This is a genomic window from Streptomyces sp. NPDC002386 (genome assembly GCF_053593175.1).
The window spans coordinates 251,566-272,345 of sequence record NZ_JBSFBX010000004.1 but is presented as its reverse complement, the minus strand read 5'-3'; the positions used below and the strand labels follow the sequence as shown (position 1 = coordinate 272,345).

Sequence of the window (20,780 nt, the reverse complement as noted above, 5' to 3'; positions counted from 1 at the left end):
CGGGTCCCCAAGGCGCTTCGGCAAGCCAAAAGCGGAGGCAGATCCGGACGATTGCATAAACGTGCAGCGATACGTATAGTCATGCCATCCAGAGGAGGGTGGACATGGCGGTACGTGCGGCGGTGGCCGGAGCGAGCGGATACGCGGGCGGTGAGGTCCTGCGGCTGCTCCTCGCGCACCCCGAGGTCGAGATCGGTGCCCTGACCGGCAGCTCCAACGCCGGCCGGCGGCTCGGCGCGCTCCAGCCGCACCTGCTGCCGCTGGCCGGCCGGGTGCTGGCCGAGACCACCCCGGAGAACCTCGCCGGGCACGACGTCGTCTTCCTGGCGCTGCCCCACGGGCAGTCCGCCGCGGTCGCCGAGCGGCTCGGCCCGGACGTCCTCGTCGTCGACATGGGCGCCGACTTCCGGCTGCGGGAACCGGCCGACTGGGAGCGGTTCTACGGCTCCCCGCACGCCGGTACCTGGCCCTACGGCCTCCCCGAACTGCCGGGTGCCCGCGCCGCGCTGGAGGGGTCCAAGCGCATCGCGGTACCCGGTTGCTATCCGACCGCCGTGTCCCTCGCCCTCTACCCGGCCTACGCGGCCCGCCTCGCCGAGCCCGAGGCGGTGGTCGTCGCCGCGTCCGGCACCTCCGGCGCGGGCAAGGCGCCCAAGCCGCACCTGCTCGGCAGCGAGGTCATGGGTTCCATGACGCCGTACGGCGTCGGCGGCGGCCACCGGCACACCCCCGAGATGATCCAGAACCTCAGCGGGGTGGCGGGGGAGCGGGTCTCGGTCTCCTTCACCCCCACCCTCGCGCCGATGCCGCGCGGCATCCTCGCCACGTGCAGCGCCAGGGCCGCCGCCGGGGTGACGGCCCAGTCCGTCCGCGCCGCCTACGAGAAGGCCTACGCCGACGAGCCCTTCGTCCACCTGCTCCCCGAGGGGCAGTGGCCGGCCACGGCGTCCGTGTACGGCTCCAACGCCGTGCAGGTGCAGGTCGCGTACGACGCCGCCGCGGGCCGCGTCATCGCGATCAGCGCCATCGACAACCTGACCAAGGGCACCGCGGGCGGTGCCCTGCAGAGCATGAACATCGCCCTGGGTCTCCCCGAGACCACGGGACTTTCCACGATCGGAGTCGCACCGTGAGCGTCACGGCAGCCAAGGGATTCACGGCGGCGGGCATCGCCGCCGGGATCAAGGAGAACGGCAACCCCGACCTGGCCCTCGTGGTCAACGACGGGCCCCGCCGTGCCGCGGCCGGTGTCTTCACCTCCAACCGTGTGAAGGCCGCCCCGGTGCTGTGGTCCGAGCAGGTCCTCAGGAGCGGCCAGGTGTCGGCCGTGGTGCTGAACTCCGGCGGCGCCAACGCCTGCACCGGCCCCCAGGGCTTCCAGGACACCCACGCCACCGCCGAGAAGGCGGCCGAGGTGCTCGGCCGGGGCGCCATCGAGGTCGCCGTCTGCTCCACCGGGCTCATCGGCGTGCTGCTCCCCATGGACAAGCTCCTTAAGGGGGTGGAGACGGCCGCCGGCGCGCTGAGCGAGCACGGCGGCGAGAAGGCCGCCATCGCCATCAAGACCACCGACACCGTCCACAAGACGTCCGTGGTCAGCAGGGACGGCTGGACCGTCGGCGGCATGGCGAAGGGCGCCGGCATGCTCGCGCCGGGCCTCGCCACCATGCTCGTCGTCCTCACCACCGACGCCGACCTCGACGGCGAGGTGCTGGACGAGGCGCTGCGCGCCGCGGCCCGGGTCACCTTCGACCGCGTCGACTCCGACGGCTGCATGTCCACCAACGACACCGTGCTGCTGCTCGCCTCCGGCTCCTCCGGCGTCACCCCCGGGTACGACGAGTTCGCCGAGGCCGTCCGGCAGGTCTGCGACGACCTCGGCCGGCAGCTCATCGGCGACGCCGAGGGCGCGGCCAAGGACATCAAGGTCGAGGTGATCAACGCCGCGACGGAGGACGACGCCGTCGAGGTGGGCCGCTCCATCGCCCGCAACAACCTGCTCAAGTGCGCCGTCCACGGCGAGGACCCCAACTGGGGCCGCGTCCTGTCCGCCATCGGCACCACCGCGGCCGCCTTCGACCCGGACCGGCTGAACGTCGCCATCAACGGCGTCTGGGTCTGCAGGAACGGATCGGTCGGCGAGGACCGCGAGCTGGTCGACATGCGCTACCGCGAGGTGCACATCGTCGCCGACCTCGCGGCCGGCGGCGAGACCGCGACCATCTGGACCAACGACCTGACCGCCGACTACGTCCACGAGAACAGCGCCTACTCCTCATGACCACGACGCGGAAACACACGGCACTGCCCAAGGCCCAGATCCTCATCGAGGCCCTGCCCTGGCTGACCCGGCACCACGGCAGGACCGTCGTCATCAAGTTCGGCGGCAACGCCATGGTGGACGAGGACCTGAAGGCCGCCTTCGCCCAGGACGTCGTCTTCCTGCGCCACGCCGGCCTCAAGCCGGTCGTGGTGCACGGCGGCGGTCCGCAGATCAGCGCCGCCCTCGACCGGCACGGCATCGTCAGCGAGTTCAAGGCCGGCCTCCGGGTCACCACCGAGGACGCCATGGACGTCGTACGGATGGTGCTCGCCGGTCAGGTGCAGCGCGAACTGGTCGGTCTGCTCAACCAGCACGGGCCCCTCGCCGTCGGTCTGACCGGCGAGGACGCCCACACCATCACCGCCACCAGGCACCAGCCCGAGATCGACGGCGAGCTGGTCGACATCGGGCGGGTCGGCGAGATCACCGCGATCGACACCGGCGCCATCGAGGCACTGCTCGCCGACGGCCGCATCCCGGTCGTGTCCTCGATCGCCAGGTCACAGGACGACGGACATGTCTACAACGTCAATGCTGATACGGCGGCTGCGGCACTCGCTGCGGCACTGGGGGCCGAGACCCTCATGGTCCTCACCGACGTCGAGGGCCTCTACGAGGACTGGCCGAACTCCGACGAGGTGATCAGCCGCCTCACCGCCTCCCAGCTGGAGAAGCTGCTGCCGGAGCTGTCCGCCGGCATGGTCCCGAAGATGGAGGGCTGCCTGCACGCGGTGCGGGGCGGCGTGCGCACCGCCCGCGTCATCGACGGCCGGGTGCAGCACTCGATCCTGCTGGAGATCTTCACCGACGAGGGCATCGGCACGATGGTCGTGCCCGACGACACGCAGGGGGAGCAGTCATGACGGGCAACCAGGAGCTGACCGCGCGGTGGCAGGGCGCGCTGATGAACAACTACGGCACCCCCCGGCTGCCCCTCGTCCGCGGTGCGGGCGCCCGGCTGTGGGACGCCGACGGCAAGGAGTACCTCGACTTCGTCGGCGGTATCGCGGTCAACGCGCTCGGCCACGCCCACCCGGCCGTGGTGGAGGCCGTCAGCCGGCAGATCGGCTCCCTCGGCCATGTCTCCAACCTGTTCGTCGCCGAGCCGCCGGTCGCCCTCGCCGAACGCCTGCTCCAGCTCTTCGGCCGGGACGGAAAGGTCTACTTCTGCAACTCGGGGGCCGAGGCCAACGAGGGCGCCTTCAAGATCGGCCGGCTCACCGGGCGGACCCACATGGTCGCCGCCCGGGGCGGCTTCCACGGCCGGACCATGGGCGCCCTCGCGCTCACCGGCCAGCCCGGCAAGCAGCAGCCCTTCCTGCCGCTGCCCGGCGACGTCACCCACGTCCCGTACGGCGACGCGCAGGCGCTGGCCGCCGCGGTGACGGAGGAGACGGCCCTCGTCGTCATCGAGCCGATCCAGGGCGAGAACGGGGTCGTGGTGCCCCCGGCCGGCTATCTCAAGGCGGCCCGCGCCATCACCGCCGCCACCGGCGCCCTGCTGGTGCTGGACGAGGTGCAGACCGGCATCGGCCGGACCGGCAACTGGTTCGAGTACCAGGCCCACGAGGGCGTCCTGCCGGACGTCGTCACGCTCGCCAAGGGCCTCGGCGGCGGGCTGCCGCTCGGCGCCACCGTCGCCTTCGGGCGCGCCGCCGAACTGCTCCGGCCCGGCCAGCACGGCACCACCTTCGGCGGCAACCCGGTCGCGTGCGCCGCCGGACTCGCCGTCCTGGACACCATCGCGGACGAGGGACTGCTGGAGAACGTCAAGCGGCAGAGCGAGAAGCTGCGCGACGGAATCGAGGCGCTGGGCCACCCGATGATCGACCACGTCCGGGGCGCGGGCCTGCTCCTGGGTATCGTGCTCACCGGGCCGCACGCGCCACAGGTGCAGCAGGCGGCCCAGGAAGCCGGGTTCCTGGTGAACGCGCCCGCTCCCGACGTCGTACGGCTCATGCCGCCGCTGAACCTGCGCGACGACGAGACGGGCGCCTTGCTGCGGGCACTGCCCGGCATCCTCGACGCAGCCGACGGGGACGGACGATCCGGGGAATGAGACGACGATGAGCCAGGCGCAGGACCACGAGCAGGCGGCGGGTGCCGGGCCCGCCGTCCCGCAGACCCGCACCGCCCGTCACCGCCGGATCGTGGACATCCTCAACCGGCAGCCGGTGCGGTCCCAGAGCCAGCTCGCGAAGCTGCTCGCCGACGACGGGCTGAACGTCACCCAGGCGACGCTCTCGCGGGACCTCGACGAGCTGAACGCGGTGAAGATCCGCAACAACGACGGCGACCTGATCTACGCGGTGCCCAGCGAGGGCGGTTTCCGCACCCCGCGCGCGCCGCTGGGGGAGTCGGCGAAGGAGGAGCGGATGCGGCGGCTCTCCCAGGAGCTGCTGATCTCCGCCGAGGCGTCCGCCAATCTGGTGGTGCTGCGCACCCCGCCCGGCGCGGCCCAGTTCCTCGCCTCCGCGATCGACCAGGCCGAGCTGCACGACATCCTCGGCACCATCGCGGGCGACGACACGCTGCTGCTGATCAGCCGGAACCCGGACGGCGGGCAGGCGCTCGCGGCCCATCTGCTGCGGCTGGCGCAGAACGGCCCGTGACCCGCGTGCGGGGCCCGGCCGACCGGCGGACAATGGCCGTGTGATCTTCCGGAGCCGGGGCGCAATCCCCAGGCGTCGGCCGACCGTATACAGAGGTGTGTCGGGTTACGGGACACCGGTGGAGCGCCTTCCGGACGAGGCTCTGCTGTCCGGGCTCTCCACCGGTGACCAGGAACTCGCCGTCGCCTTCGTACGGAGGTTCCAGCACAGGGTCTTCGGTGTCGCGATGGCCGTCACCGGTGACCCGCAGCTCGCCGAGGACATCGCCCAGCAGACGTTCGAGCGCGCATGGCGTCACGCGCAGATCTACGACTCGCGCCGCGGGTCGGTCACGACCTGGCTGACGACCATCGCGCACAACCTCGCGATCGACGCCGTCCGCGCCCGGCGGACGCAGGCGGTGGCGCCCGAGGACCTCGAGGCGCTCCTGGGCGTCGTCACCGAGACCCCCGAGCGGTGGGCGCTGGCCGACGAGGCCTCGTCCCAGCTCCGGGCCGCCCTGGCGCGGCTGCCGCGGGAACAGGCGCGTGCCCTGGTGATGGCGGGTGTCTACGGAATGACGGCCCAGCAGATCGCCGAACGGGAGAAGATCCCGCTGGGCACCGCCAAGACGCGGATCAGGGCGGCCATGGGCAAACTGCGGACCACCCTCGCGGATCCGAAGCGAGGCAACCATGTCCAGTGAGGTGACCTGCGGGCGACTGCGGGAGTTCGGCGCCGAGCTCGCGCTGGGCGTGCTCGACGGCCGCGAGCGCGCCGCCGCCGTCGCGCACCTGGACGGTTGCGCGGAGTGCCGCGAGTACGTGGAGCACCTGACCCTCCTCGGTGACCGGCTGATCGGCCTGCTGCCGGACCGCGAGCCGCCGCCGGGCTTCGAGACCCGGGTGGCGCACGCCCTGACCCAGGACATGGGGGCGGACGAGCGGCGCCCGCCCGCGCGCGCGTCCCTGCGTGAGGGGCTGCGCGGCCGCGCCCGGCGGACGAGGCTGCGGCTCGCGTCGGTGGCGGTCGCGTTCGCCGTCGCCTTCGGGTTCGCCGGCTGGGGGATCGGCACCGCCATCGAGGAGGTCACGGCCGCGCCCGCGGCGCCCGCCGGGACCGAGACCATGCTGGTCGGCGATCTGACCTCGGCCGGGGCCGGACCACGGCCCGCCGGGGAGGTCTACGCCCATCCCGGGAGCCCCGGCTGGGTGTTCATGTCCGTCGACCTGACGGGCCCCGGCAGCGCGTACGAGGGCAAGGTCACCTGTCTCCTGGAGCGCCCCGACGGCTCCACGGTCCGGCTCGGCGAGTTCCCGATGCACGCGGGGCGCGGCGCCTGGGGCGTGGCGGCCCCCGTCGATCCGGCCGCGGTGTCGGGCGCCCGCCTGACCTCCCCGGACGGCACGGTCCTCGCCACGGCCCCGCTGGAGACCGGCCAGGTCCGCACCGGCGACGCGTGAGCGAGGCGTGAGCGCCCGTACCGGCCTCAGCCGGGGGAACGGGCCCCGGGCCGGGCCGAGCCCAGGGCGGCGGACAGCTCGGTGACCGACGGCCGGGCCGGCGGACCGGGGCGCAGACAGGCGTCGAGGGCGGCGGCGAGAGCGGGCGGCAGGCGCCGGCGGGACGCGACGGGCGGGGCGGTCCGGTCCAGTCGCAGGCAGCGCCGTCCGTCCGGGTCCCCGGTGCCGTCGTCGCGGCCGAACGGCGGCTCGCCCACGGCCACTTCGAACAGGGTGACGCCGATGCCCCACACGTCGGCGGCGGCCGTGAGCGGGTCGCCTGCGGCCTGCTCCGGGGCCAGGTAGCGGAACGTGCCCACGCCCGCGGGGGCCGGGCCGGGAGGCCGCGCGACACTCAGGTCCAGCACCTTCGCGTACCCGCGGTCCACCACCACGTTGCCCGGCTTGACGTCCAGGTGCAGCAGCCCCTGGCGGTGCAGGTAGTGGACGGCGGAGCAGAGCTGGACCCCGAGGAGCGCCACGTCGGCGGCGGACGCCCGGTGCCGCAGCCGCCGCACCAGGTGGGACAGTGTCTCCCCGGTCAGGGTCTCCAGGACCACGAGCGGCTCGGGCGCCTCGAAGGTCTCGTAGCCGCGGACCAGATGGGGATGGCTGAACTCCCGCAGCCACCGGCCCTCCCGCAGCAGCCGCTCGCCCAGTCCCGCCTCGCCCCGCCGGTCGGGCCGCAGCACCTTGATCACGCAGCGGCAGTCCCGCTCCTCGCTCCAGGCGTCGTGGACGTCCAGCCAGCGGGTACGGGTCAGATGGCCCAGAATCTCGTAGCCGGGGACCGGCCGCGTGCCCGGTGCCAGGGCCGGGGCGGGTTCCCGGGCGGTGGGGGCGGCGGGGGCGCTCACGACGGCACCCGTCCCGGGGAGGGGACGCCGTTCGGGGCGTGCAGCCGGTACAGCCGTGCGTAGGCGCCGTCGTGGCCGAGCAGGTCGTCGTGGGTGCCCTGCTCGACGACCCGGCCGTGGTCCAGCACCACGATGCGGGTGGCGTCCCGGACGGTCAGCAGGTTGTGGGAGATCACGACGGTCGTCCGCCCGGCCATCAGCCGGCGCAGCGGGTCCATGATCCGCCGGCCCGACCGTACGTCGAGGCCGGTGGTCGGCTCGTCCAGCACCAGCACGGGCGCGTCCCGGATCATCGCCCGGGCGATGGCCAGCCGCTGGCACTGTCCGCCGGACAGCGTCCGGCCCCGCTGGCCGACCAGGGTGTCGTACCCGTCCGGCAGCAGCTCGACGAACTCGTGCGCGTCCGCCGCGCGGGCCGCCGCGACGATCTCCGCCTCCGTCGCCTCCGGCCGGCCGTAGGCGATGTTCTCCCGCACGGTGCCGTGGAAGACGAGCGTCTCCTGCAGCACCACGGCGACGCTGTCCCGTACGTCGGACAGGCTGAGCTCCCGCAGGTCCCTGCCGTCGAGGCGGACCGCACCCCGGTCCGGGTCGTAGAAGCGCAGCTGCAGCTTCGCGATCGTCGACTTACCGGCTCCGCTGGCCCCGACCAGCGCCAGCGTCTGACCGGGGGCCACCTCGAAGGACACGTCCGACAGGGCCCAGGACTCCGTCCCGGGGTAACGGAAGCAGACGCCGTCGAACTCCACCTCGCCGCGCGCCCGGCCGGTGCGCCGGGGGTGCGCGGCCTCGACGACCTGCGGCCGCTGGTCCAGCAGCTCGATGATCCGCTCGGCCGAGGCGGAGGCCGCGTAGAACGTGGTGCCGAGGTGGGACAGGCCGCGCACCGGGCCGTAGAGCTTGCCGATCAGCGCCAGGAAGACCAGCAGACCGCCCAGCGTGAGCTGTCCCTGCGCCAGCTTCCAGGTGCCGAGGCCCATCACGGCGATACCGCCGGCCACCTCGATGATCTCCACGACGGGGCCGTACACGGCACGGATCCGGGCCGACGTCATCGCCGCCCGGAACCTGCCGAGGTTCTCCTGCTCGAACCGGCGCTCCTCCCATCCCTGCCGGTTGTACGCCTGCACCAGGGCGACATTGCCCAGCGACTCCTCGGCGATCGCGCTGATCGAGCCGCTGCGCCGCCTGCGCTCCCGCGACGCCGCCTTGATCAGCCGCGAGAAGTGCCGGGCGGCACCCCAGAACAGCGGCACGATGGCGAGGGCGAGCAGGGTCAGGTCCCAGCGCAGGTAGAACAGCAGCCCGAGGAAGACGCCCAGGCGGATCACGTAGTACAGGACGTCCGCCACCCCGGACAGCAGGAACGTCTCCACCGCGTCGACGTCGCCGGTGACCCGCGACAGCACGTCGCCGAGCCGCCGGCGCTCGAAGAAGCCGAGCGACAGCCCCTGGACGTGCCGGAAGACGTCGGAGCGCAGCGAGAGCAGGAAGCGTTCGCTGACCCAGGTGGACGTCACGTTGTCGCCGAAGCCCAGGACGCCGGAGCAGAGGATGAGCCCCAGATAGGCAGGCGCGATCCACAGGAAGGGGCGCAGGTCCCGGGGGACGAGCACATCGTCCACGACGATCTTGAAGAGCCAGATCTCGGCCGCGTCCACGGCCGGACCGGCCAGGCTGAAGAGGGCCAGGGGAACGAGCCAGCGCCGCCCGCCACGGGTGTAGGGCCAGAACCGCCGGAACACCTCACGCAGGGGCACCGGGGGCGCGGCTGCGACCACGGCGTCGGAGGTCTCCCCCACCGACAGCAGACGCCGCAGGAGGTGCGCCATGGCATCCGTTCCTCGGAAGTCGGCGGCGGAGCGGACCGGGTCCTCCGGTCACCGGTCCGTTCCGCCTCGGGATGCGATCAGTAGCCGCCGTGGCCGCCGTGGCCGTGACCACCGTGACCGTGGCCTTCACCGTGGCCGTGACCATGCCCGTGGCGGTCCCCGAAGCCGTGACGGTCGCCGTGGTCGTGGCCGAAGCCGTTCCGCGAGCCGCCGTCGAAGGACGAGTCGTCGCCGTGGTCATGGCCGTTGGCCGGCATGAGATTGCTGAAGATGGCCATGCGTTCCTCCTGAAACTTGCCTCACAGGGGATACGGGCCAGGGCCGGAGCCGGATGGCGTTCGGAGGTAAAAAGAACCCAATTGAACTTTCAGCCCAGCCGGTCCGCCAGGCCCCCCGTGCACCGCACCTCGTCCCCGGCCGTGATCAGCAGGCCCTCCACGCCGGGCAGCGAGTCGAGCCACGCCAGCCCCGCCCGCGACCCCATCGCGAACGCGGCCGTGGCCCAGCAGTCCACCCAGGTCAGCCGCGGCCCCACCACCGTCACCGAGACCAGGTCGGTGACCGCAGGGCGGCCGGTGCGCGGATCCACGATGTGCGCGCCCCGCTCCGCCGTGCCGGACGTGGCCACGGACAGCTCCTCCACGCCCGCCGCCGAGATCACCGCCGCCAGCCCGCCCGGCCGGAGCGGGTCGGCCACTCCCACCCGCCACGGCCGCTGCGGCTCCGGCGCGCCCAGCATCTGGACGTCGCCGCCGCCGTTCACGCTGACCCCGCACACGCCGTCCACCGCCGCCAGCAGCCGGGCGGCCCGTTCCGCCGCCCAGCCCTTCACGATCCCGGTCGGGTCCAGCCCGCCCTGGTACCGGGGGCTGAACCAGCCCTCGCTGACCCGCTCCGCCTCGGCCGCCAGCTCCAGCACCTCGGCCATCTCGGGCGCGCACCGCGCGACGGTCAGCTCGCCCCGGGCCAGCCGGGACAGCTCGCTGTCCTCGCGGTAGGTGGAGAACAGCGCGTCGGCCCGGTGCAGCCCGGCGACCGCCCCGGCCAGCGCCTCGCGCACCGCGCCGGGCAGCCCGCCGCGGACGTCGAAGGAGAAGACGGTGCCCATGACCTCCTCCGCGTGCCGCACCGCGTCAGGGGCGCCGGCCGGTCCGGTCATCGGGTCAGCCACCGGCCTGGTCGAGAGCCGACTGCAGCGACTGCTGGTAGCCGGTGCTGGTGTAGGTGGCCCCGGACACCGCGTCGATGTCGGCGTTCCCGGCGGCCACGGCCTCCTGGTTGAGCTTCGGCACGGCGAGCGCGGTCTTCTGGTCGCTGACCCCGCCCTTGGGCGCCTGCACCGCCTGCGCCTGTTTGATCCTGCCCCCGCTGACCGTGATCCGGACCTGCACCGGGCCGTACTGGGTCTGCGCGACGCGGCCGGTGAGGGTTCGGGTGCGCGTGGCCCCCGAGCCGGAGGACCCGGCGCCCGAGCCCGACCCCGCACCCGAGGACCCGGCGCCCGAGCCCGACCCGGCGTCCGAGGACCCGGCGCCGGCGGACGACGCCTTCATCTTGTCCAGCGCCGACTGCAGCGACTTCTTGTACCCCGCGCTCGTGTACGTCGCCCCGGACACCGCGTCGATGTCGGCGTTCCCGGCGGCCACGGCCTCCTGGTTGAGCTTCGGCACGGCGAGCGCGGTCTTCTGGTCGCTGACCCCGCCCTTGGGCGCCTGCACCGCCTCCGCCCCGGTGATCTTCCCGTCCGCCACGGTCAGCCGTACCTGCACGGCCCCGTACTGGGTCTGCGCCGCGTCACCGGTGACGGTGCCCGCCGCCGTGCCGCCGCCCTGCTGCCCGCCCTGCGGCGCCTGCTGCGCGCCCGCTCCCGGCTGCGCCGCCGCGCCGGCCGCCGGTGCCGCCGCCGGGTCCGACGCGGGCTTCAGCGACAGCAGCAGCACGACTGCGGACACGGTGGCCGCGGTGGCCAGCACGACGCGCCGAATGGGGTGGCTCTTCCTCATCGCTTCGCAGCTCCCGCTCACATCTCGAACGACTCGTGGTGGATACGGCGCGCGGGGACCCCCGCGCCGCGCAGTGCCTCGTACACGGACTGCGCGAACCCGGGCGGCCCGCACATGAAGACGTCGTGGCGGTCGACGTCCGGGATCTTCCGCTGGAGGTTCTCCGCCGAGATGTCCGGCCGCTCACCGTCCGGGCTGTTGACCGCGTACATCAGCCGGGCGCCGCGCTCCTCGGCGATCGCGGCCAGCTCGTCCCAAAGGGCCAGGTCCTGGGTGGTGTTGGCCCGGTAGAGCAGGGTGATGTCGCCGGCCGCCCCGGGCAGCGTCTCGAACAGGGCCCGCATCGGCGTGATGCCGACGCCGCCCGCCACCAGCAGCACCTTGCCCCGGCTGCGCCGCTGCGCGGTGAGCGCCCCGTACGGACCCTCCGCCCACACCCGGGTGCCGGGCTCCAGCTCGCGCAGCCGGGAGCTGTGGTCGCCGATCGCCTTCACGGTGATCCGCAGCATGTCCGGCCGGGGCGCCGCCGACAGCGAGTAAGGATGCGAGCTGAACCGCATCCCCGGGGCCAGGAACCGCCAGCGGAAGAACTGCCCCGCCTCCGCGCCCATCCGGTGCAGCTTCCGCCCGCCGATCAGCACCGACACGATGCCCGGCGTCTCCTCGATCACCGCCTCCACGCGCATCCGGTGACGGGAGTTCAGCCGGACCGGGGTGAGGATCCGGTACCAGAGCAGCAGCGCCGTGACGGCGCCGTACAGCCCGTACCAGAAGGTCTTGGCGACCGGCTCGACCGCGAAGTCGTTGCCGGTGCTGATCTGGTGCCAGAACGTCAGGAACACCGCCGCGTACGTCAGCAGGTGCACGTGGTACCAGGCGTCGTACGGCAGCCGGCGGCGGATCCCGCCCACCGAGCTGACCCCGATCAGCACGAACAGACCGGTGCCTACGGCGGCCTTGCCCATGTCGGGGAGCTGGTCGACGGAGTCGACGGTCTGCTGCACCACGTCACCGAGCGACTTGCCCGCCTGCAGGGCGTAGCCCCACATGGTCAGGAACACGTGCGCCACGATCAGGCAGAGCGTGTAACGGCCGCTCATCGCGTGCCAGCGGGCCACCCGGTCGGAGCCGACCCGCCGCTCCAGCGCCGGCACCCGCGCCATCTGGAGCACGACCAGCGCCATCAGATAGCCCGCCAGCAGGCCGGTGATCCGGCCCGCGTTCAGGATCCTGCCGTTGTTGTCCGCGATGGCCGGGGTGTTGTGCCACCAGAGCCACAGCACGGCCGCCGCGCCCGCCCAGACCGCGATGAGCAGCGGAACGGCCGGGGAGCGGCGCGGGCGGATGCGGCGCATCGTCTGGCGGCGGGCGGCACGTCCGCCTGCGAGCGTGGTGGTCACGGTTCCTCCGTGGGGACTTGACCCTTGGCCCAGAGATACGCGCCGGGTGCGCCGAGTGTTCAGAGGCCCGCCGAGTCCAGCGCGGACTGGAGCGACTGGCGGTAACCGTCGCTGGTGTACGTGGCCCCCGAGACCGAGTCGATCTGCGCGCTCTGCGCGTCCAGCGCCTCGCGCCGCAGCTGCGGGACGGCGTAGCTGTTGATCTCCTGGTCGCGCGGGTTCTCCGTCGGGTAGGTGACCGCGGTGACGTCGGTGAGCTTGCCGCTCCGGATCGTCACCCGCACCTGGACGGGGCCCCAGCGGGTCTGGACGGAGTCACCGGTGACCGTCCTCGTCCCGGTGGCGGGCGCCTTCGTCGTCCCCGGGGAGGCGCCGGCGCCGCTGCTGGTCGGCGCGGGCGCGGGGGTGCCGGCGGCGAGCGCCGGGCCGGCGTGCGGCTTCAGCGACAGCAGCAGCACCATCCCGGAGACGGTGGCCGCGCTCGCCAGCACGATGCGGCGGAAGGGCCGGTTCTTGTTCAGCGCGTGCACGGAGAAGCACCCTCACAGCTCGAAGGACTCGTGGTGGATACGGCGGTCCGGGACCCGGGCCGCCCGCAGCGCCCGGTACACGTCCTGCGCGAAGCCGTGCGGCCCGCATATGTAGACGTCGTGCCCGGCCAGGTCCGGGACGGCGGCCCGCAGGGACTCGGCCGTGAAGGCCGGGCGCCGCCCGTGCGGTCCGTTGAGCGCGTACAGCACCCGGGCGCCGCGCCGGCGGGCGATCGCCTCCAGCTCGCCGCCCAGTGCCAGGTCCTCGGCGGCGCGGGCCCGGTACAGCAGGGTGACCTCGCCGGGGAGCGTCTCGAACAGCGCCCGCAGCGGGGTGATGCCGACGCCGGCCGCGATCAGCAGGGAGCGGTGCGAGGTGGCTCGGTCGGCGGTCAGCGAGCCGTACGGGCCCTCCGCCCACACCCGGGTGCCCGGCCGCAGCAGCGGCACGGCCGCGCTGTGGTCGCCGAGCGCCTTGACGGTGATCCGCAGCAGGTCCGGGCGCGGCGGCGCCGACAGCGAGTACGGCGTGGACGTCCAGCCCATGCCCTCGCCCAGGAACCGCCAGCGGAAGAACTGGCCCGGCCGCGCCCCCAGTTCGTCCAGGTGCCGGCCGCGCACGACGACCGAGTACACGCCCGGCGCCTCCTGGTGCACCGAGTCCACCCGCAGCCGGTGCCGCCGGTTGAGCCGCACCGGCGCGAGGATCCGGAACCACAGCACCAGGGCCGCCACCCCGAGGTACAGCGCGTACCAGAGGCCGGTGGCCACGGGCCTGCCGTTGAACTGGTCGCCCAGCGAGAGCTGGTGGAAGAAGGCCAGGAACACGGCCGCGTAGGTCAGCAGATGGACGTAGTACCAGAACTCGTAACTGGTACGGCGCCGTGCCGCCCGTGCCGAGGTGACGCCGACCGCGAGGAGGATCACCGTGCCGGCGGTCGCCTTCAGCATGTCCGGATAGTCCAGCACCACCGTCACCGTCTCGTGCCACAGCGAGGCCCGGTCCTGCGCCGCGTAACCGGCGAGGACGAACACCACGTGCGCGAGGAGCAGGCAGATCGTGTAGCGGCCGGCCATCGCGTGCCACCGGGCCACCCGGTCCGAGCCGATCCGCCTCTCCAGCAGCGGGACCCGGGCCATCAGCCCGACCAGCACCGCGCAGGCGTACCCGCACAGCAGACCGGCGATCCGGCCGGCCCCGGTCAGCCAGCCGGCCGTGCCGACCACGGAACCGGTGTCCGTCCACCAGAGCGCGATCACGGCCGCCACGCCTGCCCACAGCGCGGCGAGCACCCAGGCCGCCGGGGAACGCCGCGCGGTCCCCGGCCGGGGCGGGGCCGCCCGCCTCGTCTCCACGGTGGTCATCTGTGCCGTTCCCTTCGTCCGTCAGCCATGCCACTGTGCGGGCCGAAGTTCTGAGGCACCTCTGAAAAACCCGCTTCGCAGGGGTCCCGGCGGGCTTTCTCAGAGGAATCTCAGGGAGCTGCCCGCACGCTCAGAGGAAACTCAGAGGGGGGAGGGCGGACAGCCGGCCCTCCGAGGGGCGATGCTGGTAGACGCCATGAACACCACTCGCTCCGGCCGCCCCGCCCTCACCCGGCCCGACGGCACCCCGCTGCGCGTCCTCGTCGTCGACGACGATCCCGACCTCGCGGAGGTGCTGACCGGTGCCCTGCGCTACGAGGGCTGGGAGGTGCGCGCGGCCGGCGACGGCGCCGCGGCGGTCAGCGCCGCGCGCGAGCTGCTGCCCGACGCCGTCGTCCTCGACGTGATGCTGCCCGACACCGACGGCTTCGCGGTGCTGCGGCGTCTGCACGAGGTGAAGCCCGAGGTGTGCGTGCTGTTCCTCACCGCCCGGGACGCGGTCGAGGACCGTATCGCCGGCATCACCGCGGGCGGCGACGACTACGTCACCAAGCCCTTCAGCCTCGAGGAGGTCGTCGCCCGGCTGCGCGGCCTGCTGCGCCGGGCCGGCATGGCCCGCCAGCTCGAGGACGGGCCCCGGCTGGTCGTGGGCGACCTGGTCATGGACGAGGAGGCCCGCGAGGTGACCCGGTCCGGGGAGCTGATCGAACTGTCCCCGACCGAGTTCGAGCTGCTGCGCTTCCTCATGCGCAACCCGCGCCGGGTGCTCAGCAAGGCCCAGATCCTCGACCGGGTCTGGTCCTACGACTTCGGCGGCCGGGCCCACGTGGTCGAGCTGTACATCTCCTACCTGCGGAAAAAGGTGGACGCGGGGCGCGAACCCATGATCCACACGGTGCGCGGGGCGGGCTACGTGCTGAAGCCGGTGACCCGGTGAGGGCCGTGCGCCGCCTGCCCCGCCCCCGCACGCTGCGCGCGAGGCTCACCGTCGGCCTCGTCGTCCTGCTCGCGGTGAGCTGCGCCGCCGTGGGACTCGCCGCGGTCGTCGAACTGAACGGCTTCCTGACCCAGCGCCTGGACGAACAGCTCGTCCAGGTCGGCACCCGCTTCCCGGAGAGCATGGAGCACGAGGCGCCGCGCACCGACCACGACGGCGACGAGCCCCTCGACACCCGCCGCCAGGCCACCGGCACCTTCGGCGCGCGCCTGGTGGACGGCGAGGTCACCCACAAGGGCCTCATCCGCTCCGGTGACCCGTCCGCCGACCTGAACGTCGACCTGACGGCCGGGGACCAGGGCCGGCTCGCCCGGCTCCCGGTGGACGGCCGCCCCCACACCATCGAGCTCTCCGCCCTGCACGACTACCGGGTGATCGCCTCCCCGGGCCGCGACGGGGACGTCCTGATCGTCGGCCTGCCGCTGGAGCCGGTCGAGGCCACCGTGCACCGCCTGGAACGGGTGGCGGGCGTCGTCTTCGGTCTCGCCCTCGTGATCACCGGCGTGGCCGGGGCGCTCTGGGTCCGCTGGTCGCTGCGCCCGCTCAGCCGGGTCGCGGCCACCGCCACCCGGGTCAGCGAGCTCCCCCTGGCAAGCGGCGAGGTCGCCCTGCCGCCCCGTGCCCCGGTGTCCGAGCCGCGCAGCGAGGTGGGCCAGGTGGCGGCCGCCTTCGACCGCATGCTGGGCCATGTCGAGGGCGCCTTGACCAAGCGGCACGCCAGCGAGGAGCGGCTGCGCCGCTTCGCCGCCGACGCCAGCCACGAGCTGCGCACCCCGGTCGCCTCGGTCCGCGGCCACGCCGAGCTGGCACTGCTGCACCCCGGCCCGGTACCGGCGGAGGTGAGCCGGGCCCTGGAGCGGATCGCCGCGGAGTCATCCCGCATGGGCGAGATGGTCGACGACCTGCTCCTGCTGGCCCGCCTCGACGCCGGCCGCCCGCTGGAGCGCCGCCCGGTCGACCTGACCCGGCTGGTGCTGGACGCGGTGACGGACGCCCGGGCCGCGGGCCCCGGCCACCGCTGGACCCTGGACCTGCCCGAGGAACCGGTGACGGTGACGGGCGACGCCCACCGGCTTCAGCAGGTGCTGGCCAACCTGCTGGCCAACGCCCGGCTGCACACCCCCGACGGCACCGAGGTGACGGTGACCCTGGCGGCCGCGGACGGCACGGCCCGCCTCTCGGTCCACGACGACGGCCCCGGCGTCCCCGAGGACGTCCGGCCGGGCGTCTTCGAACGCTTCACCCGCGCCGAGCACCGCCGCCGCGCGGACGCCTCCGGCGGCGGCGCGGGGCTCGGTCTGTCGATCGTGGCGGCCGTGGTGGAGGCGCACGGCGGAAGCGTCGAGCTGGTGAGCGAACCGGGGTCCACGACCTTCACGGTGCTGCTCAGTACCGCGTGACGGCCGTGGCGCCGTCCTCCGTCCCGATCGCGACGTGCGGCTCGCGGGCCGGATCCGCCCAGCTCAGGATCTTCCGCATGGCGTCCTCGGGCACGGACACGCAACCCGCCGTAGCGGCCTTGCCGTTCACGTGCAGGAAGATTCCGGCGCCGCGCCCGCGCACCGGCCGGTCGTAGTTGAAGCCGATGACGAGCGCGTACCCGTACTGGGGGTCGTAGGAGCCCAGCTTCTCGGACTGGGCGGCCCGGCAGTCGGCGGGCAGCGGTTCGGTCCAGCGGTTGTACGACGCCGAGTCGTTGTCCTGGCACCACCAGGAAGCGGCCGTCACCGGCCGGTACTCGACCCGGGTCCCGGCCGGTGCCGCCTTGATGCCGAAGCCGAACGGGATGCCGTACAGCCCGGTCGGGGTCGTGTCGGTGCCCTGCCGGCGCGCGCCGCCCTCCACCAGCCCGTTCGCCCCGAACCGGGCGGGCGCGGAACCGGCCTCCACCCACTGCCCGTCCCGCAGGTCCCACCAGGTCACCGTCCCCGACGTCGAGCCGGTGCCCGGGGCCGACGCGGTGATCAGCTGGGTGCCGCCCCCGGTGTCCGCCATCCGGGCGGGCAGCGGATCCGGGCCGTGGCGGGGGGAGACACCGAGTACGCACACGGACGCGGACACGAGGGCGAGGACGACACCTTGGCGCATGGCTCAGACGCTAGACGGGGGGAGCGGCAACGGCAGCCCGGGTAGTCCGTCCAGGCTCGTCGCCACGTGCTCCTTCTTGGCGAAGTACGCGCTCAGCGAGGCGTCGTCCTCCCGCGCGAACCGCTTCCCGTGCAGGCCGCGGTCCTCCTCGTACGCCATGCGGGCAACGGCGTAGCCGCAGCTGCCGCGGACCGGTTCGGCGCGCACGACGACGATCGCGCGCAGTCCGTGCCTGCTCGGGTCGGTGTCCGGGAAGCGGGCGAGCAGACCGGCGAAGCGCGGGTCGTCGCGGAGGACCGGCTCGCCCCGGCCGTGGACCCGGACGACGTTCGGCGGCCCCTGGAAGGCGACCGGCTCTCGCCCGGCCGCGGCCCCCCCGCCGGATGCCCGGACTTTCCCGGAAAAGTCCGGCTCGCCCGAGCGGCGATTGACGAATCATGCGGAGTTCTGCATACTCATGCATGTCAGCGAATGCACTGTGAGGAGAAACCCGTGACCGAGCGCGTCGTACTCGCCTATTCAGGCGGTCTGGACACCTCCGTCGCCATCGGCTGGATCGCCGAGGAGACGGGCGCCGAGGTCATCGCCGTTGCGGTCGACGTCGGCCAGGGCGGCGAGGACCTGGACGTCATCCGCAAGCGCGCCCTCGCGTGCGGCGCGGTCGAGGCCGAGGTCGCCGACGCCAAGGACGAGTTCGCCGACGAGTACTGCCTCCCGGCGATCAAGGCCAACGCCCTCTACATGGACCGCTACCCGCTGGTCTCCGCGCTGTCCCGGCCGACGATCGTCAAGCACCTGGTCGCCGCCGCCCAGAAGCACGGCGCCACCACGGTCGCCCACGGCTGCACCGGCAAGGGCAACGACCAGGTCCGCTTCGAGGCCGGCATCGTCGCCCTCGCCCCCGACCTGAAGTGCATCGCCCCGGTCCGCGACTACGCGATGACCCGGGACAAGGCGATCGCCTTCTGCGAGGCCAAGCAGCTCCCGATCGCCACCACCAAGAAGTCCCCGTACTCCATCGACCAGAACGTCTTCGGGCGCGCCGTCGAGACGGGCTTCCTGGAGGACATCTGGAACGCCCCGATCGAGGACATCTACGAGTACACCTCCAACCCGGCCGTCCAGCGCGAGGCCGACGAGGTGGTCATCACCTTCAAGGAGGGTGTCCCGGTCGCCCTCGACGGCAAGCCCGTCAGCGTGCTGCAGGCCGTCCAGCAGCTCAACGAGCGGGCCGGCGCCCAGGGCATCGGCCGGATCGACATGGTCGAGGACCGCCTGGTCGGCATCAAGTCCCGCGAGGTGTACGAGGCCCCCGGCGCGATCGCCCTGATCACCGCCCACCAGGAGCTGGAGAACGTCACCGTCGAGCGCGAGCTGGCCCGCTACAAGCGGCAGGTCGAGCAGCGCTGGGGCGAGCTGGTCTACGACGGCCAGTGGTTCTCCCCGCTCAAGCGCGCCCTGGACGGCTTCATCGACGAGGCCAACCAGCACGTCTCCGGCGACGTCCGGATGACCCTGCACGGCGGCCGCGCCGTCGTCACCGGCCGGCGCTCGGAGTCGTCGCTGTACGACTTCAACCTCGCCACCTACGACACCGGCGACACCTTCGACCAGGCCGCGGCCAAGGGCTTCATCGACATCTACAGCCTGTCGTCGAAGATCGCCGCCAAGCGCGACCTGGGCTGAGCCAGGGCGGGGGCCCGTACGGGTCACCTCGCACGCATCGCCTGACAGCCGCCTCCCCGCCTGCAAGGGTGGGGAGGCGGCCGCACAGAGACGACTTTCGAGGAGCAACGCAAGTGAGCAGCAACAGCGGTGACGTACGGCTCTGGGGCGGCCGTTTCGCCGACGGTCCCGCCGAGGCCCTGGCGAAGCTGTCCGCGTCCGTCCACTTCGACTGGCGGCTCGCGCCCTACGACATCGCGGGCTCCCGCGCCCACGCGCGCGTGCTGCACAAGGCGGGGCTCCTCACCGAGGACGAGCTGACCCGCATGATCGCCGGCCTCGACCGGCTGGAGGCGGACGTGGCCGACGGCTCCTTCGTCGGCACGGTCGCCGACGAGGACGTCCACACCGCGCTCGAGCGCGGCCTGCTGGAGCGCCTCGGCCCCGACCTCGGCGGCAAGCTGCGCGCCGGCCGGTCCAGGAACGACCAGGTCGCGACGCTCTTCCGGATGTACCTGCGGGACCACGCCCGGATCATCGGCGGCCTGATCGCCGAACTCCAGGACGCACTGATCGGCCTCGCCGAGGCCCACCCGGACGTGGCGATGCCCGGCCGGACCCACCTCCAGCACGCCCAGCCGGTGCTCTTCGCCCACCACGTGCTCGCGCACGCGCAGTCCCTGTCCCGGGACGCCGAGCGGCTGCGCCAGTGGGACGAGCGCACGGCCGTCTCGCCGTACGGCTCCGGCGCCCTGGCGGGCTCCTCGCTGGGCCTGGACCCGGAGGCGGTGGCGAAGGACCTCGGCTTCGAGCGCGGCAGCTCCGGCAACTCGATCGACGGCACGGCCTCCCGCGACTTCGTGGCGGAGTTCGCCTTCGTCACCGCGATGATCGGCGTCGACCTGTCCCGGATCGCCGAGGAGATCATCATCTGGAACACGAAGGAGTTCTCCTTCGTGACCCTGCACGACGCGTTCTCCACCGGCTCGTCGATCATGCCGCAGAAGAAGAACCCGGACATCGCCGAGCTGGCGCGCGGAAAGTCGGGCCGGCTGATCGGCAACCTGACGGGTCTCATGGCGACGCTGAAGGCCCTGCCCCTGGCCTACAACCGAGACCTCCAGGAGGACAAGGAGCCGGTCTTCGACTCCTGCGACCAGCTCGAGGTCCTGCTCCCGGCCTTCACCGGCATGATGGCCACCCTCACGGTCAACCGCGAGCGCATGGAGGAACTGGCCCCGGCCGGCTTCTCGCTCGCCACCGACATCGCCGAGTGGCTGGTGAAGCAGGGCGTGCCGTTCCGCGTGGCCCACGAGGTCGCGGGGGAGTGCGTGAAGGTCGCCGAGGCCGAGGGCAAGGAGCTGGACGAGCTCACGGACGAGCAGTTCGCGAAGATCTCCGCGCACCTCACCCCGGAGGTCCGCTCGGTCCTCGACGTCCCCGGCGCGCTCGCCTCCCGCAGCGGCCGCGGCGGTACGGCGCCCAGCGCGGTCGCCGTCCAGCTCGCCGAGGTCAAGGCGGACGTCGCGGCGCAGCACGCGTGGGCCACCGCGCCCCGGAAGGCGCACACCGGGCCGCTCGCCGGGGCGTAGGGCGTCCGTCCCCGCCGAAGCGGCGATCCATCCGA

At 73.2% G+C, this 20,780-nt stretch carries 20 protein-coding genes and 1 pseudogene; 11 read left to right on the top strand and 10 right to left on the bottom strand.

Annotation, left to right across the window (positions count from 1 at the left end; genetic code table 11):
- The first annotated feature begins 104 nt into the window (after positions 1-104).
- From argC to ACWCPN_RS10875, 7 genes are all read left to right on the top strand, one after another.
- Positions 105-1,133 carry an N-acetyl-gamma-glutamyl-phosphate reductase gene (argC, locus tag ACWCPN_RS10905; RefSeq protein ID WP_451204236.1) on the top strand — a complete coding sequence of 343 codons (1,029 nt, stop codon included), beginning with the start codon at positions 105-107 and terminating at the stop codon, positions 1,131-1,133.
- On the top strand, positions 1,130-2,281 hold the full coding sequence (argJ, locus tag ACWCPN_RS10900) for a bifunctional glutamate N-acetyltransferase/amino-acid acetyltransferase ArgJ (protein WP_451204234.1): 1,152 nt from the start codon (positions 1,130-1,132) through the stop codon (positions 2,279-2,281). Before argC ends, argJ begins: the two co-directional genes overlap by 4 nt.
- A complete protein-coding gene (argB, locus tag ACWCPN_RS10895; RefSeq protein ID WP_199209851.1) occupies positions 2,278-3,186 on the top strand; it encodes an acetylglutamate kinase in 909 nt (302 codons plus the stop codon). Before argJ ends, argB begins: the two co-directional genes overlap by 4 nt.
- Entirely contained in the window at positions 3,183-4,382 is a 1,200-nt protein-coding gene (locus ACWCPN_RS10890) for an acetylornithine transaminase (protein ID WP_451204232.1), read from the top strand. The genes argB and ACWCPN_RS10890 overlap by 4 nt, the downstream gene beginning before the upstream one ends.
- A gap of 7 nt (positions 4,383-4,389) precedes the next feature.
- Positions 4,390-4,935 (top strand): arginine repressor, encoded by a 546-nt coding sequence (locus tag ACWCPN_RS10885; RefSeq protein ID WP_199209850.1) that lies wholly within the window; start codon positions 4,390-4,392, stop codon positions 4,933-4,935.
- Positions 4,936-5,032: 97 nt separating this feature from the next.
- A complete protein-coding gene (locus ACWCPN_RS10880; RefSeq protein WP_199209849.1) occupies positions 5,033-5,620 on the top strand; it encodes an RNA polymerase sigma factor in 588 nt (195 codons plus the stop codon).
- Positions 5,610-6,377, top strand: coding sequence for a hypothetical protein (locus ACWCPN_RS10875; RefSeq protein ID WP_451204231.1), 768 nt, complete (start codon positions 5,610-5,612; stop codon positions 6,375-6,377). The genes ACWCPN_RS10880 and ACWCPN_RS10875 overlap by 11 nt, the downstream gene beginning before the upstream one ends.
- Before the next feature lie 26 nt (positions 6,378-6,403).
- Here ACWCPN_RS10875 and ACWCPN_RS10870 read toward each other — a convergent pair whose 3' ends face one another.
- The 8 genes from ACWCPN_RS10870 to ACWCPN_RS10835 all read right to left on the bottom strand — a co-directional run bounded on the left by ACWCPN_RS10870 (position 6,404) and on the right by ACWCPN_RS10835 (position 14,403).
- Positions 6,404-7,273, bottom strand: a complete 870-nt coding sequence (locus ACWCPN_RS10870) for a serine/threonine-protein kinase (protein WP_451204229.1) — start codon at positions 7,271-7,273, stop codon at positions 6,404-6,406.
- On the bottom strand, positions 7,270-9,105 hold the full coding sequence (locus ACWCPN_RS10865) for an ABC transporter ATP-binding protein (protein ID WP_451204228.1): 1,836 nt from the start codon (positions 9,103-9,105) through the stop codon (positions 7,270-7,272). The genes ACWCPN_RS10870 and ACWCPN_RS10865 overlap by 4 nt, the downstream gene beginning before the upstream one ends.
- A gap of 77 nt (positions 9,106-9,182) precedes the next feature.
- On the bottom strand, positions 9,183-9,383 hold the full coding sequence (locus ACWCPN_RS10860) for a hypothetical protein (RefSeq protein ID WP_451204227.1): 201 nt from the start codon (positions 9,381-9,383) through the stop codon (positions 9,183-9,185).
- An 89-nt stretch (positions 9,384-9,472) separates the two neighbouring features.
- Positions 9,473-10,264, bottom strand: a complete 792-nt coding sequence (locus ACWCPN_RS10855; RefSeq protein WP_451204225.1) for an FAD:protein FMN transferase — start codon at positions 10,262-10,264, stop codon at positions 9,473-9,475.
- 4 nt (positions 10,265-10,268) lie between these two features.
- Positions 10,269-11,108: an FMN-binding protein gene (locus ACWCPN_RS10850; protein WP_451204223.1), complete on the bottom strand. Its 840-nt coding sequence runs from the start codon at positions 11,106-11,108 to the stop codon at positions 10,269-10,271.
- A gap of 17 nt (positions 11,109-11,125) precedes the next feature.
- On the bottom strand, positions 11,126-12,508 hold the full coding sequence (locus tag ACWCPN_RS10845; RefSeq protein WP_451204221.1) for a ferredoxin reductase family protein: 1,383 nt from the start codon (positions 12,506-12,508) through the stop codon (positions 11,126-11,128).
- 59 nt (positions 12,509-12,567) lie between these two features.
- The gene (locus ACWCPN_RS10840) at positions 12,568-13,038 is read right to left on the bottom strand and encodes an FMN-binding protein (RefSeq protein ID WP_451204219.1); all 471 of its coding nucleotides are present in this window, start codon (positions 13,036-13,038) and stop codon (positions 12,568-12,570) included.
- A gap of 12 nt (positions 13,039-13,050) precedes the next feature.
- The gene (locus ACWCPN_RS10835; RefSeq protein WP_451204217.1) at positions 13,051-14,403 is read right to left on the bottom strand and encodes a ferredoxin reductase family protein; all 1,353 of its coding nucleotides are present in this window, start codon (positions 14,401-14,403) and stop codon (positions 13,051-13,053) included.
- A gap of 196 nt (positions 14,404-14,599) precedes the next feature.
- Here ACWCPN_RS10835 and ACWCPN_RS10830 point away from each other — a divergent pair, with 196 nt between their 5' ends.
- Together ACWCPN_RS10830 and ACWCPN_RS10825 are read left to right on the top strand one after the other, a co-directional pair.
- Complete coding sequence (locus tag ACWCPN_RS10830) at positions 14,600-15,340, top strand: response regulator transcription factor (RefSeq protein WP_199209842.1); 741 nt, start codon at positions 14,600-14,602, stop codon at positions 15,338-15,340.
- A gap of 5 nt (positions 15,341-15,345) precedes the next feature.
- The gene (locus ACWCPN_RS10825) at positions 15,346-16,800 is read left to right on the top strand and encodes a sensor histidine kinase (protein WP_451204214.1); all 1,455 of its coding nucleotides are present in this window, start codon (positions 15,346-15,348) and stop codon (positions 16,798-16,800) included.
- Here the strand turns inward: ACWCPN_RS10825 and ACWCPN_RS10820 are convergent.
- The gene (locus ACWCPN_RS10820; RefSeq protein ID WP_451204212.1) at positions 16,787-17,488 is read right to left on the bottom strand and encodes a L,D-transpeptidase family protein; all 702 of its coding nucleotides are present in this window, start codon (positions 17,486-17,488) and stop codon (positions 16,787-16,789) included. The two genes, ACWCPN_RS10825 and ACWCPN_RS10820, sit on opposite strands and share 14 nt — an antisense overlap.
- Positions 17,489-17,491: 3 nt before the next feature.
- Positions 17,492-17,836, bottom strand: a pseudogene (locus ACWCPN_RS10815) (pyridoxamine 5'-phosphate oxidase family protein); the annotation flags it as partial.
- Between the two features lie 144 nt (positions 17,837-17,980).
- Here ACWCPN_RS10815 and ACWCPN_RS10810 point away from each other — a divergent pair.
- Both ACWCPN_RS10810 and argH read left to right on the top strand, forming a co-directional pair.
- Positions 17,981-19,174 carry an argininosuccinate synthase gene (locus ACWCPN_RS10810; RefSeq protein ID WP_451204210.1) on the top strand — a complete coding sequence of 398 codons (1,194 nt, stop codon included), beginning with the start codon at positions 17,981-17,983 and terminating at the stop codon, positions 19,172-19,174.
- 113 nt (positions 19,175-19,287) lie between these two features.
- Positions 19,288-20,745: an argininosuccinate lyase gene (gene argH / locus ACWCPN_RS10805; RefSeq protein WP_392294427.1), complete on the top strand. Its 1,458-nt coding sequence runs from the start codon at positions 19,288-19,290 to the stop codon at positions 20,743-20,745.
- Positions 20,746-20,780 lie beyond the last annotated feature (35 nt).

Bases quoted from the DNA above. Each gene is read 5' to 3' on its own strand.
- argC (WP_451204236.1), top strand. From the start codon at position 105: ATGGCGGTACGTGCGGCGGTGGCCGGAGCGAGCGGATACGCGGGCGGT.
- argB (WP_199209851.1), top strand. From the start codon at position 2,278: ATGACCACGACGCGGAAACACACGGCACTGCCCAAGGCCCAGATCCTC.
- ACWCPN_RS10890 (WP_451204232.1), top strand. From the start codon at position 3,183: ATGACGGGCAACCAGGAGCTGACCGCGCGGTGGCAGGGCGCGCTGATG.
- ACWCPN_RS10885 (WP_199209850.1), top strand. From the start codon at position 4,390: ATGAGCCAGGCGCAGGACCACGAGCAGGCGGCGGGTGCCGGGCCCGCC.
- ACWCPN_RS10875 (WP_451204231.1), top strand. From the start codon at position 5,610: ATGTCCAGTGAGGTGACCTGCGGGCGACTGCGGGAGTTCGGCGCCGAG.
- ACWCPN_RS10865 (WP_451204228.1), bottom strand. From the start codon at position 9,105: ATGGCGCACCTCCTGCGGCGTCTGCTGTCGGTGGGGGAGACCTCCGAC.
- ACWCPN_RS10860 (WP_451204227.1), bottom strand. From the start codon at position 9,383: ATGGCCATCTTCAGCAATCTCATGCCGGCCAACGGCCATGACCACGGC.
- ACWCPN_RS10855 (WP_451204225.1), bottom strand. From the start codon at position 10,264: ATGACCGGACCGGCCGGCGCCCCTGACGCGGTGCGGCACGCGGAGGAG.
- ACWCPN_RS10850 (WP_451204223.1), bottom strand. From the start codon at position 11,108: ATGAGGAAGAGCCACCCCATTCGGCGCGTCGTGCTGGCCACCGCGGCC.
- ACWCPN_RS10835 (WP_451204217.1), bottom strand. From the start codon at position 14,403: ATGACCACCGTGGAGACGAGGCGGGCGGCCCCGCCCCGGCCGGGGACC.
- ACWCPN_RS10830 (WP_199209842.1), top strand. From the start codon at position 14,600: ATGAACACCACTCGCTCCGGCCGCCCCGCCCTCACCCGGCCCGACGGC.
- ACWCPN_RS10820 (WP_451204212.1), bottom strand. From the start codon at position 17,488: ATGCGCCAAGGTGTCGTCCTCGCCCTCGTGTCCGCGTCCGTGTGCGTA.